This window comes from Loktanella fryxellensis (assembly GCF_900110065.1).
GTDB classification, from domain to species: Bacteria; Pseudomonadota; Alphaproteobacteria; order Rhodobacterales; family Rhodobacteraceae; genus Loktanella; species Loktanella fryxellensis.
This window is the reverse complement of record NZ_FOCI01000036.1, coordinates 1-17,187: the sequence shown is the minus strand read 5'-3', so window position 1 is coordinate 17,187 and position 17,187 is coordinate 1. Positions and strand designations below refer to the sequence as shown.

The following is a 17,187-nucleotide window of genomic DNA, read 5'->3' as shown; positions in this document are numbered from 1 at the left end:
CACTTCAAGACGCTGAAGTATCAACCGGAATTTCCTAAGCGGTTTGAAACGATCGACGAGGCACACGCCTTCTGCCGCCGGTTCTTTACTTGGTACAACGAAGAGCATCATCACGCCGGTATCGGGTTAATGACCCCCGATCAGATCCACTTCGGACAGGCCAAGGCTATCTATGCTGCACGCCAGGAAACCCTCGATACTGCATTCCTCAACACGCCCGAGCGCTTCGTCCGCAAACCACCCAAACCGCCTCACATCCCAACGGCTGTCTGGATCAACCCACCAAAGCAAACGGAGTAAAACCAAGCTTAAAGTTCAATCGCCACTGTCTCAAAGTCGTTAACACGTTCCGTCCATCCCTATGCAAGTCCCGTGACGAGCCAGCGCGCTGAGCCACAGCGCGAGGTTTAGAATGACGCGACCACCGCCGCCGTCACCGCCGTCAGGGCGGCCGTCAGCGCGTGGTTGTCGCGCAACCGCTCGATCACCGGCGCGCCGAGGAAGATCCGCAGGAAGCACGGCACGAAGGTCACCCACGTGGTCAGCAGCCCGCCCAGCGTCGCGGCCAGAAGCGGCGGCAGCGGCCCGGCATCGTGCAAAGCGCCCAAGAAGCCCACGTTTGCGTCACCATAATGAGCGGACCCGACGTAGCCGATCAGGCTCGCCGTCAGGATGATGACCGGGAACGGCACGCCGAAGGCGAAGATCGCAAAGAAGGACACTGCCGCGATGGCGATCAGCGGGGTTGCGCAGCGTGCGCGCCCCGATGCGGACCGCCGCGTACAGCCCGATCGCCAGCACCGCCGCCCTGAGGCCGAAGAACAGACCCGTCAGCACGCCGACGTCGCCTCAGATCGCATAGATCCACGACAGACCCATGATCGCGACCAGAGCCGGCAGCACAATGAGCACGCCGGCGACGATCTCGCCGATGGTGCGGTGCATCAGCCAGCCGATGTAGACTGCGAGCTGTATGGCCTCCTGCCCCGGCAGCAGCAGTAGTTCGGCGCTTGCAGGAACCGCCGCTCGCCCAGCCACCGCTGCTCCTCGACGAGCACACGGTGCATCAGGGCGATCTGCCCAGCCGGGCCGCCGAAGCTCAGAAGACCGATGAGTGCCCAGATGCGCGTCGCCTCGGCCAGCGTCGGATAGGGGCGGCCGGGGGGCGGTGTGGCGGTCACGGGGCGGTCCTCGGTGTGTTGGCGGGCCAGTTGTGAACCTCGGCCGTGGCGTCCCGCGCCCAGCGAAAGAGCGCGTCGTAGACCAGCATCCCGGCGTCGAGCTGTTCCAGATCGTCGGACTACGAGTTCACGCGTCGAATAGACATCGCAGCGGCAATTCCGATTGAAGCCCGCCTGTGCTGCATAGATCGACGGCATGCACCCAAAACGTGAAGCGCCCCCAAAGGGGCGCTTCCTATCGTTTTATTGGCGGGATCAGCCGATGATCGCACCGTCATCGCGGCTGACCGCGATCACGGTCGAGCGTGGAGCACCATCGGCGTCGGGGAACGATCCGCCGGGGTGCTGGATGCCAATGAACGCCGTGCGCCGGTCTGACGACCAGCACAGGCCAGTCACTTCGCCGCCCTTAGGGCCGGTCATGAAGCGGGCGATTTCACCGGTGGCTGGGTCGCCAACCAGCATCTGGTTGTTGCCCTGCCCGGCAAACTCCCCCTCGTTGCTGTCGTCGCCGTCCGTCTGGATCCACAGCAAACCCGCACTGTCGAACATCATCCCGTCTGGCGAGTTGAACATGTTGCCCGCCGTCACGTTGGCCGAACCGGCATAGGGGCCTTCGGCATGGACGTCGGGGTTGCCAGCCATGACATAGAGATCCCATGTGAACGCAGGATCGGCGTGATCCGCATTGGCCGGATACCAGCGCACGATCTGACCATAGCCGTTTTCGGCGCGGGGGTTGGGCGACCCGTCGACTGGCGTCATGACGTCGCCGCCCATGTTGGTCGCGTCGGCAGCGCGGTCCGTGTTGTTGGTCAGCGCGCAATAAGCCTCGACTGCCGTCGGGTTGACGGCGACCCACTCCGGCCGGTCCATCGTCGTGGCACCCACGGTGGATGCGGCGATCCGGGTGTGGATGCAGACCTCGGCCAGCGACATCCCCGTCGTCTCTTCGGTCAGCGCCAGCCACGTGCCGCTGCCATCGGCCTCGAACTTGGCCACGTGCAGGATGCCATCGTCGAGCAGCGTCGACGTGTCGCCGCCCGGCACATAGGAATTGGTCGAGACGAACTTGTAGAGGAACTCGCCCCGCTCGTCGTCGCCCAGATAGACGACAACCTTGCCGTCGCGGCCGATGACGACGGCGGCATTCTCGTGCTTGAAGCGACCGAGCGCGGTGCGCTTGATCGGGGTGGCGGTGGGATCGGAGGGGTCGATCTCGACCACATAGCCCTGCTTGTTGAACTCGTTGGGGTTTTGCGACAAATCAAAACGCGCGTCGAACAATTCATAGCCATAGCGGCTGGCGACCGGTGGGCCATAGCGCAGCATTTCGGGCGTATAGCCTGCGGGTGTCGCGTCCTCGGCCACGGTTTCGGTCGTGCCGAAGTAGCCGTTGAAGTTTTCCTCGCAGGTCAGGTAGGTGCCCCACGGGGTGCGGCCCGCGCCGCAGTTGTTCATCGTGCCCAGGGCGGTGACGCCGTCCGGGTCCATTGCGGTCTTGAGCAGGTCGTGTCCCGCGGCGGGGCCCGAAATCGTCATCGGCGTGGTGTGGTCGATGCGGCGGTTGAAGGGCGAATCCTGCACGACGGCCCAGCCGTCCGGCCCTTCGGCCACTTCCATGACCGTCACGCCCTGCACGGCCTGCGTCTTTTGCACGTCCTCCAGCGACTGGGGCATGTTGTCAGGCAGGGCGGGGTGCAGCGTGCCGACTTCGGTGTATTCATGGTTGACCGCGATTACCTCGTGGCCGTCGATGTTGAACAGCTCGATCCCGTCCGTGTTGTCGCCGAACACGCGACGCGACGCGGCAAGGGTGCCACCGGTCGCCTTGTCAAAGGCGGGGGCGTCGGACCACAGCGCGTCGCCCCACGATACCAGCGGCTTCCAGGTATAGCCCGCGGGCACATGCACGGTGAAATCGGTGGCGATGTTGATGGGCGCGAAGGCAAAACGCCCCATCGTCGCGGCCTGAGCCTGAGCGGAGGTCGAGGACAGCAGCGAGCCTGCACCCATGACCGCAGCGCCAGAGCCCATAACGACGAGCGACCGCAGAAAACCGCGCCGCGACATGGCGGCCGACACCACGTGGTCGAAATCAGTGGTTGCAGGAGCAGGGCGGATCGTCTCGTCGAATTCATCCCAGCTCAGGTTTGAGAGATCGTCTTTCATGGCGTCATCCTTTGGCAGTGCGCCCGAACGGCGCAGTCATAAACCCGTCTTTATGTGGGCCAAGGATGTGACGTGCGGATGACAGGTTGACGTAAAGATAGAGTGAGTGCCGTGCCGTGACGCCGCAGGGACGTCGAGGGTGGGCTGCAGGGCCTATAGCGGGCCAGATTACGTTCTCGCAGACGGCTCGCGCATGCGATTCCAAGGCAGATCCGGGCACCGCTGAAGACACATGTCCTAAGGACCTGTGCGCAAGGGACGTCACGAAAGCCCTGATGGTTGCCAGCATTTTTGCTTCTGACGGCCGAAGGTAAAGGGACACTTCGACAACCTTGACCCACTGAACTTGAAGCTGACGTTCGAACGGAGATCTTTGAAGGGCCGGACTTGACCGAACGTGACACCTACGCCCCGAACCAAAAACAGTCGTTTTCAGACCATTTTTGCTGCCGAGTTTTGGATGATGTGGCTACGCCCGTCGCCAGACCGGGAAGGGATCGGGCAAAACGGGCAGATCGTCCGGCCCTGCGCCAAGATGTTCCGGCAGGAGGCAATCATCCAGTAGCGCCTTCAGTGCAAGCCAGTCGATGCTTGCGCCGATGAACACCAGCTCTTGCCTTCGGTCGCCCCACTGCTCTGACCAATGGGCGGCGAGGTATGCGCGGGCGCCGTCATGTGTGGGCCAGCGGTCGCGCGGGACGGTGGCCCACCAATTGCCCAGCGGCGTCACGCCCGACATCGCACCTGCGAGTGAAAACTCCGCCACCCAGTCGGGGCGGGTGGCGATCCAGAAATGTCCTTTGGCGCGGATTACGCCGGGGAGGTCGCCATTCAGGACGGACAGGATCTGTTCTGGCACGAACGGACGGCGGGCGCGGTAGACGAAGGACTTCACGCCGTATTCTTCCGTCTCTGGCACGTGATCGGCGAAGCCGTGCAACTCCTTGGCCCACATCGGATGGGCATGCGCCTTGTCGAAGTCGAAGAGGCCGGTGTCGAGGATCGCGTCCGCCGGCACGTCGGAGTGGTTGGCATCCACGATCCGGGCGTCGGCGTTCAGGCTGCGGATGATCTTGCGCGCGGCGTCGGCCCGGTCGGGTCCCGCATCGGCCACCTTGTTCAGGATCACTACGTCGGCGAACTCGATCTGTTCGACCAGCAAGTTGACCAGTGTCCGCTCATCTCCTTCAGGCGTCTCGCCCCTGTCGGTCAGGAAATCGTGGCTGGCGTAGTCGTTCAACAGGTTCACCGCGTCGACTACCGTCACCATGGTGTCGATCCGCGCCACGTCGGACAGGCTTCCGCCATCCTCGTCACGGAAATCGAACGTCGCAGCGATCGGCAGCGGTTCGGAAATGCCGCTTGATTCGATCAGCAGATAATCGAAGCGTCCCGCCTCGGCCAGACGGCGGACCTCGGCCAGCAGGTCGTCGCGCAGGGTGCAGCAGATGCAGCCATTCGACATTTCCACCAGCGTCTCGTCGGTGTGGCTCAGGTCGGCGCCACCGGCGCGGATCAGATCGGCGTCGATGTTGACCTCCGACATGTCGTTGACGATGACGGCGACGCGGCGGCCCTCGCGGTTGTTGAGCACGCGGTTCAGCAGCGTCGTCTTGCCCGCGCCGAGAAACCCGGACAGGACCGTGACGGGCAGGCGTGTGTCGGCGGCGTGCTGGGTGGTCATGACGATACCTCGAGTGGTGTGATGAAGCCCGGAAAGACGAGCGAGGCATGGGCACCGGTGCCGGCCTGCGCGCCGTCGCCCAGGGCGAAGTTGATGTTGGGGGCGGCGCGGGCCACGTCGCCGGCGGCAAAGACGCCGGGCACGCTGGTTTGCGCCATCGGACCGGTGCGCACGAAGGGACCCATGGGACCATCGGCCAGCGCGCAACCCAGCTGTTGCGCGGGGCTGCCGTCCAGCACGGCGCGCGGGCCAAGGAACAGGGCACCGAACCGCGCCGTCGCGGCATCGGACAACGTCAAGCCGATGCCCGTATCGTCGCCCTGCAAGCGGGTGATCGCGCGGTCGTCCAGTTTGACCCCAGCGGCGGTCAGCGCGTCGGTGTGCAACCCTTCCATGCCGGAGCTGAAAAGGGTGACGTCGTCGCTCCAGTCCGCGCGCAGCAGCATGGCCTGATGCCCGCTCATCGGGTGGACGGCCAGCACGGCGAGGGGTTGGCCCTTCACCTCGTAGCCGTGGCAATACGGGCAGTGCAGAACCCTGCGGCCCCAGGCCTGCGTTATACCGGGGATGTCGGGCAGGATATCCTTTACGCCGTGAGTGAGGATGATGCGCCGCGCCGCGATGGCCTGGCCTGTGGAGAGCGTCAGGGCGAAGGCGTCCTGCACCCCGGCAACGGTGGTCACGACGCCGTCCTGCGTGGTGACGGTGGGATAGGGCACGAGGTCGGCGCGGAACCGGGCAAGGATCTCGGCGGGGGTCATGCCGTCCCAGCCCGCGACGCCATGCGCGCCGGGCGAGGTCCGGTTGCGCGGCAACCCTGCGTCGATCACAACCACGGATCGGCTGGCGCGGCCCAGTTGCAGGGCGGCGGTCAGCCCCGCGAAGCTTCCGCCAATGATGGCGACGTCGTGCATGGCGTGTCTCCTGTGGGGGTGGGTGGCCTCCGGCCCGCGGATCGCGGCCCGGAGGCATGCGGGATCAGTCGGTGGCGCCGGACCCGCCGACTGCGACGATGGTGTAGGGCGTGCCTGCGACCGGGATCGTGCGCTCTTCTTCCAGCGTGGCGGTGGAAATCACGCGGATCAGCCCCGCGTTCGGATCGGTGATCGCGATGTGGTCACCCGCCACGGCCAGACGCGGGCGCGGGTCGCGCCATTCCCCGTCCATGGAGTAGGGTGCTGTCACGCGGGCTGACTGGATGATCTCGCCTTTCAGCACGTCGAGCAGGTGCAACTGCCCGTCCTCGGTCAGGATGTAGGCGTTCTGCGCCTTTGCCGGGTCCAGCGCGAAGTCCACCCGCCGGGTCGGCAGGGGGATGACGTTGAAGGGGTCGTCGCTGCCCGGCTCGATCACCACGACCGCATCGGCGCCAAAATTGCCGAGGAAGAACTGCATCGCCTTGCCGCCCTTGAGGGTAGACACGTTGCCTTCGCCCAGATCGGTGGTGGAGATGTGTTCCAGCACCGGCGGCTCGGCCCCCGCACCGGGCGTTGCCAGCACGATGCCGTCCTGACAGCCAAAGGCAAAGACCCGCGCCGACTGCGCCTGACCGTGGACGCCGGGGCAATCCACGACCTCGCCCACTGCGTTGCCCGCGGTGTCGATGACGCGCAGACCGACGCGGGGCGCCTCCGGATCCTCGGCCGGGACCGAGACCACGAGGTAGTCACCCATCGGTGCTGCCAGCCCGTGATGCGCGGCCCCGGTCGGGATCGTGGCGGGGGCGAAGCCCTCGGTGGTCAGATCGCCTTCGGAGAACAGCGTCACGTCGCCTGAGCCGTCGTCGAAGATGGCGATGGTGCCGGAGCCTTCGATCACATGCGCGGGCGTGGTGCCGTCGATGGTGGCAGGCAGCAGGGCAGCGTCGGTCACGCTGATGTCGGCGTGGTCGCCGTGATCCTCGAACGCGATGCCGGTGTCGATGGTCGCCACGGTGCCCGCGTCACCCTGCACGGCAAAGAGCGTGCGCCCGCTGTCGCTCGGCGTCAGCGCCGGGGTCTGCGCGATCTCGAATGTTCCAGCATCGGCGCCATCCTCCAATTCAATAGCCCGCACCACGTTGTCAGCATGATCGCCCACGAACAAACGGTAGTGGGTCAGGCCGACTTCGTCCTCTTGATCGTTCTCCTGTGCGGCGGCCCCCATGGCCAATGCACCGGTCAAGGCCCCGGTCAGGGCCACGGTCGCCCAGAGCAGGGATCGTTTGGGTGAGGTATGCGTCATGTTTGACTCCAGTGTCATGTCTCATCATAGCACAGTGTTATGTTATAACATAACACTGTGCCAGTGCTGTTTGTCGATGTGTTCTGTTTTGTCAGCGGGCGCCGGTTTATGGCTTCAACGCAGCCGCGAGCGTGGCGACGTTGTGGCGCATCATCTCCAGATAGGTGGCCGCCGGGCCGTCCGGCCCCGACAGGGCGTCGGAATAGAGCGTGCCACCGACCGTTGCCCCGGTCTCGGCGGCTATCTGCTGGACGAGGCGGCTGTCGGTCACATTCTCAAGAAATACGGCGGCGATATCCTCCGCACGGATCTGAGTGATAAGGGTTGCAACGTCTGCAGCAGAGGCTTCGGATTCGGTGCTCAGCCCTTGCGGCGCCAGAAACGTCAGGCCATAGGCGTCGCCAAGATAGCCGAAGGCGTCATGCGACGTGACGACGGTGCGCCGGTCCTGCGGCACCTCGGCCAGCAGGTCCTGCAATTCCGCCTCCGTGGCGTCGATTTGTGCCAGATATGCGTCGGCATTGGCGGCATAGACCTCCGCCCCGGCGGGGTCGGCGGCGCTCAGGCCCTGTGCGATGTTGGCGACATAGATCCGGGCATTGGCGAGGCTCTGCCAGCCATGCGGATCGAAGGCCCCGTGGTCGTGCCCCGCGTGGCCCTCCATCTCGGGCATGTCCCGGGTTGCGATGCCGTCGACCGCAACGATGACCGAACCTGCAAACCCGGAGGCTTCAATCAGGCGGTCCATCCAGCCTTCAAAGCCAAGGCCGTTGACCACAACCACGTTGGCATCCGACAGGCTGCGCGCATCGGCGGGCGTGGGTTGATACATATGCGCGTCTTCGTCAGCATCGACGAGCGTGGCCACATCGATACGGTCGCCACCAACTTGGGACACCATGTCATTGAGAACAGAAAAGCTCGTGACGACAGTCAGCCTGTCCTGCGCAAGGGCGAGGTGGGGCAGCGCGACCAGCGCCGTCGTCAGCGCAAGGAAATTGCGTCGGTTCATGGGAGATTCCTTTCAAGAGTGGAGGTGGGGACGCGGCAGATACCGCGTCAGAAGGCTGCCCTGACGACCCAGGATGACCGAGGCCGCATAGATTACGCCGGCCACGAGGATGATCGCGGGACCGGAGGGCAGCGCATGGTGGTAGGACAGCAGCAGCCCGGTAATGCTGGACAGGATCGCCACGACGATGGCGACGCCGATCAGCGGACCGATGCCCTGCACCCAGAACCGTGCGGCGGCGGCGGGCAGGATCATCAGCCCGACCGACATCAGCGTGCCGAGCGCCTGGAACCCGGCGACAAGGTTCATCACGACAAGCGCCAGAAAGGCGAAATGCGTGACCGCCGACAACCCACTGACCGACCGCAGGAATTGCGGGTCGGCACATTCCAGCACCAGCGGGCGGAACAGCACGGCCAGCGCGAACCAGGTGATCGTGGTGATCGCACAGAGCAGTGCGAGTGCGTCGTCGTTCAAAGCCAGCACTGTGCCAAACAGGACATGCAGCAGATCGACGCTGCTGCCCCGCATCGAGACGATCAGCACCCCGGCCGCAAGGCTGATCAGATAGAAGGCCGCCATGCTGGCGTCTTCCTTCAAAGCGGTCACACGGGTGACGAAGCCGGACAGCAGCGCCACCGCCATGCCCGCGATCAGCCCACCGATCGTCATGGCGCCCAGCGACAGCCCCGAGATCAGAAAGCCGACCGCGGCCCCCGGCAGGATGGCATGGGCCATGGCATCGCCTGTCAGGCTCATCCGGCGCAGCATCAGGAATACTCCGATCGGCGTGGCGCCGACGGAAATGGCGATACAGCCCAGAAGCGCGCGGCGCATGAAGGCAAAATCCGTGAAGGGTGTGATCAGCATGTCGATCATGCGGCGGCCCCCTTGGCCGGCACGTCGCAGACCGGAGCGGCGTCGTCGAAGCTCTCGCACATTTGCCGCGCACGCAGCAGGTTCGCAGCGGTCAAGGCAAGCCGCGTCGGGCCGTGAGCGATCAGCTCCCGCGCAACGATCATCGTTTCGGGGAACTGGGCCCGGACGGTATCCATATCGTGCAGGACGGCGACGACGGTGCGGCCTTCGTCATGCCAGCGGCGCACGATGGCCAGCAGGTCGGCTGCGGTCCGCGCGTCGATGGCGGTGAACGGCTCGTCCAGTAGGATGACCTGCGCATCCTGCAACAGGACCCGCGCAAAGAGCACGCGTTGCAGCTGCCCGCCGGACAGGGCCGCGATCGACCGTCGTTCGAACCCGGTCAGGCCGACGGCGGCAAGGGCCTTGGCGATCAGGTCACGGTGTGTGGCGGTGACGCGGCCAAAGGGGCCGATCCCGGCCCAAAGCCCCATCGCCACCAACTCATGCACTGCAATGGGAAAGGAACGATCAATCTCGGCCTGTTGCGGCAGATAGGCAATCCGTGTCCGGTCGCGCACGATGTGGCCGGTCAGCGGCGGCAGCGTGCCCATGATGCCCTTCAGCAACGTGGATTTACCGGCCCCGTTCGGCCCCACGACGGCGGTCAGTGAGCCTGCCGCGATGGTGGCGCTCAGGTGATGAACGGCAGGGTGCCGGTCGTATCCGAGGGTCAGGTCGTGAAGCACGATGGTCGGCATGCTCAGGACACCACGGCGGCATAGAGGGTCCACAGCAGCGCCGACATCGCCGCCGCCACGACCAGCCGCAGGCCGATGCCTGACAGGATGAGGTTCAGTTGGGTCATGGCTTTTTTCCGTCGTGTTGGGCCTGTTCGCAGGGCGCGCAGCGCCCGTGCATCTCGATCACCGGGTGGGTGGACATGAAGCCGTCCTGTGCCAGCGACTGGATGATCCGCTTGACATCATCGGTGGCGTCGCGCTGATCGACGCGACCGCAATCGTCGCAGATCGCGAACAGGACAGGTCCGGCCTTGTGGGCGTCGGTCGCGACATAGGCGTTCAACGACTCGATGCGTTGGACCAACCCGTGCTCCGTCAGAAAGCTCAGCGCCCGATAGATGGTGGGCGGCGCGATGCGCGGGTGCAGTGGCCGCAGCCGTTCGAGGATGGCATAGGCCGACACTGCGGCGGAGGCTGAGCGGACCGCCTCGAACACCATGGCGTTGTTGTTGGCCATGGTGATCGTGGGGCCGATGATCGGCTCGGACTGGTGATCCACGTGTGGCTCCCTTCTGCGTCGGTGTCAGGAAAGCATGGCTGCAGAGGGCCGGACCGCAGCGGGACGGTCTGCTCCGGGTCTGGCGCGCAGGATCGTCAAACTGTCCTCCAGCACGTCACGGCGCAGGTCGCGACCGATCAGCACGAAGCGACTGACCCGGTCATCGGCCGGCCAGTGCGGCAGCGGCACTGGCGGATGAAAGATGTGCTGCACGCCATGCACGGCAAAGGGATGCGGGCTGTCGGTGGTGTGGATGATCGCCTTGAACCGCAGGATGTCCGATCCGCGCAGCCACATCAGCGTGTCGATCCAGCGCCCGAAGACGTCCGGATCGACAGGCGCGTCGATCACTGCTGACAGGCTGGTGATCCGGCTGTCATGCACCGTGCCCTGCGGCTCTGGCGCGTGGGCAAGGGCCTGCATCTTCTTCAGCGCGCTGCGGCGCGGGGCGAACAGGCCGGACAGGCCCTTTGGCAGGCGGCCCGCCGGGTCGGCCTGCACCGGGGCCGGCGGGATCACGCCGGTCCACGCCAGTGCCTGCGACACCGGGGTATCGCTGCGCAGCGCACCGATATCGAACAGCACGCCCGGATTGGCGGCGACCTGTGCCGTCGTTATAATCTCGACCGTGGGGTTGATCGCCTGCACCCGGTCGGTGATCGCGGCGAGGGCCGCGCGATCGACGAGGTCGCCCTTGCTCAGCACGATGCGGTCGGCCACAGCGATCTGGCTGATCGCCTCGAACTGGCGGTCCAGCGTCGCCATCCCGGCGGCGGCATCCACCAGCGTGATGACACCGTCCAGCAGGAACTGGGAGGTCAAGGCGCGGTCCACAATCAGCGTCTGCTGGATCGGCGCGGGGTCGGCCAGTCCGGTCGTCTCGATCACCACGCGGTCGAAGGCGATCAGGCCATTCGCCCGCCGCCGCGCCAGATCGGCCATGGTGCGGACCAGATCGCCGCGGATCGAACAGCACAGGCAGCCCGATTCCATCAGCACCATCTCTTCGGTCGCCTCTTCGATCAGGTCGTGATCGAGGCCGATGTCGCCGAACTCATTGATGATGACAGCCACCCGCCCAGCCGACGCGCTTCGCAGCAGGGCGTTCAGCAGCGTCGTCTTGCCGCTGCCCAAAAACCCGGTGAGTAGGGTGACAGGGACGCGGGGATCGGACGGGGCTCTATCGGGCATCATGCCGTCTCCTTCTTCAGGTCGGGGCTTGGTCGCGCGGGGCCGACAGATAGGGGTGCGATCCGCACCAGATGCGGGCCACGTCCCGTTCCAGCAGGCGGCGTTCGACGTCGGACAGTCTGGCAAGGGCGGCGGCCCTGTCGCCGCGGCACGCCTTCAGCGCGCGTTGCCAGACCTTCTGGACGGAGGCCGCGCTCCACGGCAGGACCGCCGCAGCCAGCCAGTGCCGCAGGTCAGCGGGGAGCGCGTCATAGCTGCGCATCGGGTTGCCGCGATTGCGCCGCTTCAACGACGTCTTGCAGTTGCGCGTGCTCATCGGATGACACCCGATGTGCGGGGCAGTGCAAGGCGGTCTGAGGCGTGAGGAGTCATGCGAAGCCAGTGTTATGTTATAACGTAACACTTGATTACCGCGCGGACCGGCGGTCTGCAAGGGGGCGTGCGTCTTTCGTGATGGTGCCGGAAAACGCCGCGCTGTCTTGGACGCGTCAGGCCAGTGCGCGCACCAGCAGGCCGCAGCTGATCGACAGGATCGCCGCCCCTGCCAGGATCTGGACGACTGGCAGGACGAGTGCCGCCACACCGAGCTGTCCGCTCGACAGCAGCGTGAGCCCGCGCAGTGACACGCTCGACACCGCGACCGCCGAGGTCAGCAGCGCCGTGCCGAGCCCCATCGCGATGACGGCACATGCGCCCGCCAACCGGATCTCCAGCTGCCAGGCGATCACCAGCAGAAAGATCGCGCCCGTGCAGGGCCGCAGCGCGATGCTGGTGACGAGGGCCACCGCATCGCGGTGGCTCGTCAGCGCCGCGACCCGCGCCGGGGTGACGGTGTGATGGGCGCAGCAGCTGGGATCTTCGCCGACGCCCCGCCACAGATTGCGGGGGCGCGGACGGACCCTGCGCCACAGCAGGCCCGCGCCCCGGATGGCGAGGATTGCCCCGATCGCTCCGATGGCAAGATAGCTGGCCGGGGCCAGCCAGTCTTCGGCCAGAGAGGTCATCCGGGCGGCCGACATGCGGAACATCCAGAACCCGCCATAGACCAGCGCGATTGCCCAGATTGCCTGTGCGAGACTTGATGCGACGGCCAGCGTCAGCATCCGTCGCGCGCTGACCGCAGACCCGAACCCCATGCCGCCGATCAGATACTTGCCGTGCCCGGGACCGGCCGCGTGGACGATTCCATAGGCGCCCGCAGCCGCCAGCAAGGCGACCCAACTCCCGGCCTCTCCAGCCTGAATGGCGCGCACGGCCTGCGCCATGTCGGTCTGAAACCCGCGCTGCTGTGCGCTGGCCCAGGTCACGACCTCGGGAAAGGTCGGCAGGCCAGACCAGACGATCCACAGCCCCGCGACCAGCAACAGGATGACACCGCCTACTCGCATGTGACCGCAATCCTGTCGGCGAACAGCCGTCCGACATCGGCAATGGCGGGCGTCTCCTCCCGGCCCAGCATGGCAAGGCTGTCCTGTGCCGCCGCCGATTGGGCATCGGGCGCATAGGGGATCACGCGGGCATCACAAGCGCTGGGTCCGATGAAGCTCGCCACATCGGTGATCCGGAAGGCGAAGAAATAGGTGCGCTCGTAGAAGGCCGTCTCGACCGTCTTGCCGGTCAGGTCGATCGGCACCGGCAGGTTGCGGCGAAACACAAGCTGCAGCCGCCCGTCGATCAGATCGACCGCAAGGTCGCTGGGCCAGTCCAGCGCGATCCGCTCGCTGTCGATCGTCAGATGGGCGGAGCCGTCGAAATCCTCGGGCCATACGCTGTAGGCCGCGCGGATCACCTCCCGGTCGGCATCCGAAAGCGTGCCGTCCGCCGGCAGGTCGATGCCACGTGACGACAGATCGTAAAGCGTCTCGAACTCGTCATAAAGCCACGTGACGGACAACGCGGTCAGCGTGCGGTCGTCCGCCATGACGAAATCCACGCCGCCGTCCACGAAGACATGCGGATGCGCCAAGGCAGCATGGGACAGCCCGGTCGCGATCAAGATGCTCAGGATACCGCCAGACAGGTGTCGCACAACGCTCGCTCCGCTTCGGTCAGGAGACTGCGATATAACGATGCGCAGCGGTTGGCAAATGGCGGCGACTGAGGTGCCCCCCATTCCTTGGACAGGATCTGGCGCTTTTTAAGCTCTGATCTGCTTCTGCTGATCAGGTTGCATTGCTTCGAATCGCAACGAGTAGATCACTACCGGTGACTGTCCTCCAAAGAAGGCTTGCGGGTGATGAGCGTCATCATGAAGGGCATGGTCCGCAAGGGCGGTTGACGCCGCGCCCACCGTCTGGGCCTTGGCCGCTGCGCATGTCATGTTTCCCTTATGGCGCGATCCGGTGCCACCCGCAAATGGAGCATCCGATGTTTGACACCTGCACATGGTTGAACCCGCCGCGCTACTGGGCAGTCAAGGATGACGTGCTGGAGGTGACGACCGATGCGGGCAGCGATTTCTGGTGCGAGACGCATTACGGCTTCACCCGCGACAGCGGCCACTTCATGGGACATGTGGTGCAGGGCGATTTCACCGCCACGCTGCGGGTGCGGGGCGACTACACGGCGCTTTACGATCAGGCGGGCATCATGGTGCGGGTGGACGCATCCACCTGGATCAAGGCCGGGATAGAGATGTCGGACGGCGACGCCTGCCTTGGCAGCGTGCTGACCGTGGGGCAGTCCGACTGGGCGACGTCGGCCTACGGCGATCCTGCGGGCGACCTCTACCTGCGTATCACGGTCGCTAAGGGTGTGTTGCGGCTGCAAAGCTCTGCCGACGGGCAGCGCTGGCCGCTGCTGCGGCTGTGCCCGTTTCCGATGGCTGACACCTATCTGGTGGGTCCGATGTGCTGCACGCCGGAGTGGGCCGGGCTGACGGTGCGGTTCTCCGACTTCCTCGTCGGCCCGCCGCTGGGCAAGGACCTGCATGACCTGAGCTGATCCGGACTACGCGGCGCGGTATGAGTGGTTGGTGCGGTACGCTACTTCGATCGCGTTGCTGATGTCAGGGTTGAAGATCGGACGAAGCAGATGCTTCAGCCTGCTGGGGGGAGGAGCCAGAAGTACGGTGAACAACCCTATGTGTGCATCTGCCAAGCTGATCAAACTTTTCGAGACCGGTGGGAAGTAGAAGGACAATGATCAAGCAATCCGATCGACACAGATCCCGGGCGTAACTTCACCACGGTCGCGGCGAGCATCGGACAAGCCTACGATACTCCCCTGCGTTCCCTTGATATGACCGGCCGCTGCCCGGTCGTGAAAGTTTGCCCCGCTTATCGGGTGGCCCTTCCAAGGCGCCGCTCGGACCTGCATCGACTTCGATGCTCTATGTTTAAAGACCCTGAGGCATACGCAGGGTCTGCCTGTTCCAAGTAATGCATTTCATCTTCGGTGGCAACGCCTCTGGATCCTACGTTGCGGTTGGATTTCATAGCGGGCGGGTGCCCCTGTGCGCATCCTAGACGTGTCGTACTGACCAACCCCAATGCCCCGCGCTTTGCATGTCTTCGGCCTTGCGGTGCTTGCTGCTCTTGGTGTGACCTGCCAGCACCTTCAAATCCTGATCACCCACAACCAGATGCGTCGTTTGCTTGGTCACTCCGGGTTTCACGGACATGCCTACTTGGGCCGCAAATTCTGCGGCCTCATTGCGGGACATGCCAAGCGCGCCCGTGAAGACCACCACCGAACCCGCCAGTGCGCCCTTCGGGTCGCCATCCATGGCGATCGGCGCCGCATAGCTCTTACGACCGACGGGCTTGATCAGCTTCTCGAAGGGAAGCCGTAGATGATGCTCGGCATGCAACACAACCATCGCAGCGGCGCGAGCGTCCTCGCCCGCATCATGGTGGTGGAACTGCAGGTTCAGCGTGCGTTTGAGGTTCGCCAACCCGTGCCCGCCATTGCCCTTCCACTCGGGCCATGCCCGCCTCGCGATCTGGACGCTGTCGCTCCAACGTAGGTCCGGGATGTCGATGCCGCAGGATCTGCATGCGGCACTCATCGCCTGCTTGTCGAAGTTGCTGTGCTGGATGAGGTGATGGCGCGTCAACAGCGGGAGCAGAACGTCCAAGGCGTCAGGGAACCGTGAGGCATTCACCACATGATCTGGACCGATGCCGTGAAGCTGGATGTTGAATGCGTCAAACCGGGTGCCGGGATTGACCAACATGGAGAAGGTCTGGATCTGATTATCGGGTTCCACGCACGCCAGGCCGATCTGGCAGATGCTGGCTGCATCACTGCAAGCGGTTTCGACATCCAGCGCCACGAAGCGGAAACTGCCCGCTGGCACACGAAGAGCGTGCGCGAATGTCGGTCTGGCTGCAGCGCGGGCAACGGGGGCAGGCCGAGGCTCGCCTCGATCTTCGTCGTTGGCACCCCCAGGTGATGTGCCAACCGCCGCGCCCAGAAGCTCTTGCCGATGCCCGGCGCGCCGATCAGGATTAGCGGGCTGAACCGCAAGCCCGGCAACCCATCCCGGGCACAGGCCCGTAGGCCCTGCCAGACGACCTCTGTTGCAGAGGCCATCCATGGCATCTCGGCATGCAGGGCCGCGGCGATCTCGTCGGCCTCGTGCTCGGTCGTGATCCGCGCGACGGCAACGCCACCACGCAGGGCCGTCAGTGTCGCACGATCGCGCTCAGGGAGGTGGTGGGTCCCGGTGCCGCTGTGCAGTCGTTCCAAAAACCGCATAGCGCGGCGCTTGATCATGGCCGTGTCGGCGTCCTGGATCAGGTCGAACCAGTTCGCTACGTGCGTCAGCGACATGTCGCCTGGGTCCGGTCGCTGCCTTTTCGACGTGCGGATCTTCCGGAGAGCATCGGTCAGTCGTTCCTCGAGCTTGGCAAGGCGGGGGATGTCGTCGAGAAATTTGATCTCACTGAAGGGAATTGTGGTGGTGGAACGGGTCATGGCGGAGTCCTTCCAAAGCGCAGCGCGCGTGCCGCGGCGGTGCTCTCGGGCTGATCAGGCCTGAGAAGCGTGGGGTCAAAGGTTCCGGAACCCTGGTGGCGTCCAGTGAACGGAAATCGCCGAGGCTGTCAAATGAGCGTCGAAGACCGCCATCCCGACATGTCCACCGAAGGCGAGTAATGATGTCAAGCGATTGAATCTAAACGACATTATATGGATAAGCTCGTCGTTTTGCGCAGACTATTGCTTGCTTTTGCGCAGACATCTGCTTTCGTTGGCACTATTGTCAGACTCAGGAGAAGCGTGCGCAAAGTCAAGGAACATCTGATCAACGCTGTCGGCTGCGCCGCAATTACCGCCTGAGCGCTGCGGGGGCGGATTTAGGAGCCGAAAGCGGCATTGGTCATGCGTTTTGTGCCGCTGTTGCGGCCTGTCACCTGTTTCCAGGCGGACTCGTCCTCATGCCATCAGCTTTCGGCGCACGAGGAAGAGGTTGCCGAGGGCGAACAGCGTGAAGAGCTGGGCACGGTTCTTGGCGAGGCCGCGGTAGCGGGTCTTCACATAGCCAAACTGGCATTTGATGACACGGAAGGGATGCTCGACCTTGGCACGCACTTTGGCGATGATGCGGTTTGTTGTTTCCT

The 17,187-nt window shown here is 64.7% G+C and carries 19 protein-coding genes; 2 read left to right on the top strand and 17 right to left on the bottom strand.

Features of this window, described 5'->3' with window-relative positions:
* On the top strand, positions 1–300 hold a 300-nt coding region (locus BMX16_RS16035), incomplete at its 5' end, for an integrase core domain-containing protein (protein ID WP_143058040.1).
* Between the two features lie 107 nt (positions 301–407).
* On the opposite strand, the gene BMX16_RS18100 is transcribed toward BMX16_RS16035, so the two are convergent.
* From BMX16_RS18100 to BMX16_RS15970, 15 genes are all read right to left on the bottom strand, one after another.
* Positions 408–722, bottom strand: a complete 315-nt coding sequence (locus BMX16_RS18100; RefSeq protein ID WP_245731674.1) for a chromate transporter — start codon at positions 720–722, stop codon at positions 408–410.
* Positions 723–849: 127 nt separating this feature from the next.
* Positions 850–945, bottom strand: coding sequence for a hypothetical protein (locus BMX16_RS18310; protein WP_342707834.1), 96 nt, complete (start codon positions 943–945; stop codon positions 850–852).
* Positions 945–1,181, bottom strand: coding sequence for a chromate transporter (locus tag BMX16_RS18095; protein ID WP_245731664.1), 237 nt, complete (start codon positions 1,179–1,181; stop codon positions 945–947). The genes BMX16_RS18310 and BMX16_RS18095 overlap by 1 nt, the downstream gene beginning before the upstream one ends.
* A 255-nt stretch (positions 1,182–1,436) precedes the next feature.
* On the bottom strand, positions 1,437–3,353 hold the full coding sequence (locus tag BMX16_RS16025) for a PhoX family protein (RefSeq protein WP_089905629.1): 1,917 nt from the start codon (positions 3,351–3,353) through the stop codon (positions 1,437–1,439).
* Between the two features lie 469 nt (positions 3,354–3,822).
* Positions 3,823–5,037, bottom strand: coding sequence for a GTP-binding protein (locus tag BMX16_RS16020; protein ID WP_089905626.1), 1,215 nt, complete (start codon positions 5,035–5,037; stop codon positions 3,823–3,825).
* Positions 5,034–5,951 carry an NAD(P)/FAD-dependent oxidoreductase gene (locus tag BMX16_RS16015; protein ID WP_089905625.1) on the bottom strand — a complete coding sequence of 306 codons (918 nt, stop codon included), beginning with the start codon at positions 5,949–5,951 and terminating at the stop codon, positions 5,034–5,036. The genes BMX16_RS16020 and BMX16_RS16015 overlap by 4 nt, the downstream gene beginning before the upstream one ends.
* Positions 5,952–6,015: 64 nt before the next feature.
* Positions 6,016–7,260 carry a metallochaperone AztD gene (locus tag BMX16_RS16010; protein ID WP_177174709.1) on the bottom strand — a complete coding sequence of 415 codons (1,245 nt, stop codon included), beginning with the start codon at positions 7,258–7,260 and terminating at the stop codon, positions 6,016–6,018.
* A 106-nt stretch (positions 7,261–7,366) separates the two neighbouring features.
* A complete protein-coding gene (locus tag BMX16_RS16005) occupies positions 7,367–8,272 on the bottom strand; it encodes a metal ABC transporter substrate-binding protein (RefSeq protein WP_089905623.1) in 906 nt (301 codons plus the stop codon).
* A 12-nt stretch (positions 8,273–8,284) separates the two neighbouring features.
* Positions 8,285–9,151, bottom strand: coding sequence for a metal ABC transporter permease (locus BMX16_RS16000; RefSeq protein WP_089905621.1), 867 nt, complete (start codon positions 9,149–9,151; stop codon positions 8,285–8,287).
* Positions 9,148–9,891: a zinc ABC transporter ATP-binding protein AztA gene (gene aztA, locus BMX16_RS15995; RefSeq protein ID WP_089905619.1), complete on the bottom strand. Its 744-nt coding sequence runs from the start codon at positions 9,889–9,891 to the stop codon at positions 9,148–9,150. The genes BMX16_RS16000 and aztA overlap by 4 nt, the downstream gene beginning before the upstream one ends.
* A gap of 103 nt (positions 9,892–9,994) precedes the next feature.
* The gene (locus BMX16_RS15990; protein ID WP_089905617.1) at positions 9,995–10,432 is read right to left on the bottom strand and encodes a transcriptional repressor; all 438 of its coding nucleotides are present in this window, start codon (positions 10,430–10,432) and stop codon (positions 9,995–9,997) included.
* A gap of 24 nt (positions 10,433–10,456) precedes the next feature.
* On the bottom strand, positions 10,457–11,626 hold the full coding sequence (locus tag BMX16_RS15985) for a CobW family GTP-binding protein (protein WP_245731661.1): 1,170 nt from the start codon (positions 11,624–11,626) through the stop codon (positions 10,457–10,459).
* A gap of 13 nt (positions 11,627–11,639) precedes the next feature.
* A complete protein-coding gene (locus BMX16_RS15980; RefSeq protein WP_245731659.1) occupies positions 11,640–11,939 on the bottom strand; it encodes a DUF6525 family protein in 300 nt (99 codons plus the stop codon).
* Positions 11,940–12,111: 172 nt separating this feature from the next.
* Complete coding sequence (locus BMX16_RS15975) at positions 12,112–13,011, bottom strand: nickel/cobalt transporter (protein WP_089905614.1); 900 nt, start codon at positions 13,009–13,011, stop codon at positions 12,112–12,114.
* Entirely contained in the window at positions 13,002–13,652 is a 651-nt protein-coding gene (locus BMX16_RS15970; RefSeq protein WP_177174708.1) for a DUF1007 family protein, read from the bottom strand. The genes BMX16_RS15975 and BMX16_RS15970 overlap by 10 nt, the downstream gene beginning before the upstream one ends.
* Positions 13,653–13,990: 338 nt before the next feature.
* On the opposite strand from BMX16_RS15970, the gene BMX16_RS15965 reads away from it, so the two are divergent.
* Positions 13,991–14,566: a DUF1349 domain-containing protein gene (locus BMX16_RS15965; protein WP_089905610.1), complete on the top strand. Its 576-nt coding sequence runs from the start codon at positions 13,991–13,993 to the stop codon at positions 14,564–14,566.
* A gap of 520 nt (positions 14,567–15,086) precedes the next feature.
* Here BMX16_RS15965 and BMX16_RS15960 read toward each other — a convergent pair.
* Complete coding sequence (locus tag BMX16_RS15960) at positions 15,087–15,899, bottom strand: exonuclease domain-containing protein (RefSeq protein WP_245731677.1); 813 nt, start codon at positions 15,897–15,899, stop codon at positions 15,087–15,089.
* 1,103 nt (positions 15,900–17,002) lie between these two features.
* Positions 17,003–17,187, bottom strand: a 185-nt coding sequence (locus BMX16_RS15950; protein ID WP_143058074.1) for a transposase, incomplete at its 5' end; no start/stop codon positions are given.

Excerpts from the sequence above, each read along its gene's own strand:
- BMX16_RS15980 (WP_245731659.1), bottom strand. The coding sequence starts at position 11,939 with ATGAGCACGCGCAACTGCAAGACGTCGTTGAAGCGGCGCAATCGCGGC.
- BMX16_RS16005 (WP_089905623.1), bottom strand. The coding sequence starts at position 8,272 with ATGAACCGACGCAATTTCCTTGCGCTGACGACGGCGCTGGTCGCGCTG.
- BMX16_RS16025 (WP_089905629.1), bottom strand. The coding sequence starts at position 3,353 with ATGAAAGACGATCTCTCAAACCTGAGCTGGGATGAATTCGACGAGACG.
- BMX16_RS16000 (WP_089905621.1), bottom strand. The coding sequence starts at position 9,151 with ATGATCGACATGCTGATCACACCCTTCACGGATTTTGCCTTCATGCGC.
- BMX16_RS18310 (WP_342707834.1), bottom strand. The coding sequence starts at position 945 with ATGCACCGCACCATCGGCGAGATCGTCGCCGGCGTGCTCATTGTGCTG.
- aztA (WP_089905619.1), bottom strand. The coding sequence starts at position 9,891 with ATGCCGACCATCGTGCTTCACGACCTGACCCTCGGATACGACCGGCAC.
- BMX16_RS15965 (WP_089905610.1), top strand. The coding sequence starts at position 13,991 with ATGTTTGACACCTGCACATGGTTGAACCCGCCGCGCTACTGGGCAGTC.
- BMX16_RS15985 (WP_245731661.1), bottom strand. The coding sequence starts at position 11,626 with ATGATGCCCGATAGAGCCCCGTCCGATCCCCGCGTCCCTGTCACCCTA.
- BMX16_RS16015 (WP_089905625.1), bottom strand. The coding sequence starts at position 5,951 with ATGCACGACGTCGCCATCATTGGCGGAAGCTTCGCGGGGCTGACCGCC.
- BMX16_RS16010 (WP_177174709.1), bottom strand. The coding sequence starts at position 7,260 with ATGACGCATACCTCACCCAAACGATCCCTGCTCTGGGCGACCGTGGCC.
- BMX16_RS16020 (WP_089905626.1), bottom strand. The coding sequence starts at position 5,037 with ATGACCACCCAGCACGCCGCCGACACACGCCTGCCCGTCACGGTCCTG.
- BMX16_RS15975 (WP_089905614.1), bottom strand. The coding sequence starts at position 13,011 with ATGCGAGTAGGCGGTGTCATCCTGTTGCTGGTCGCGGGGCTGTGGATC.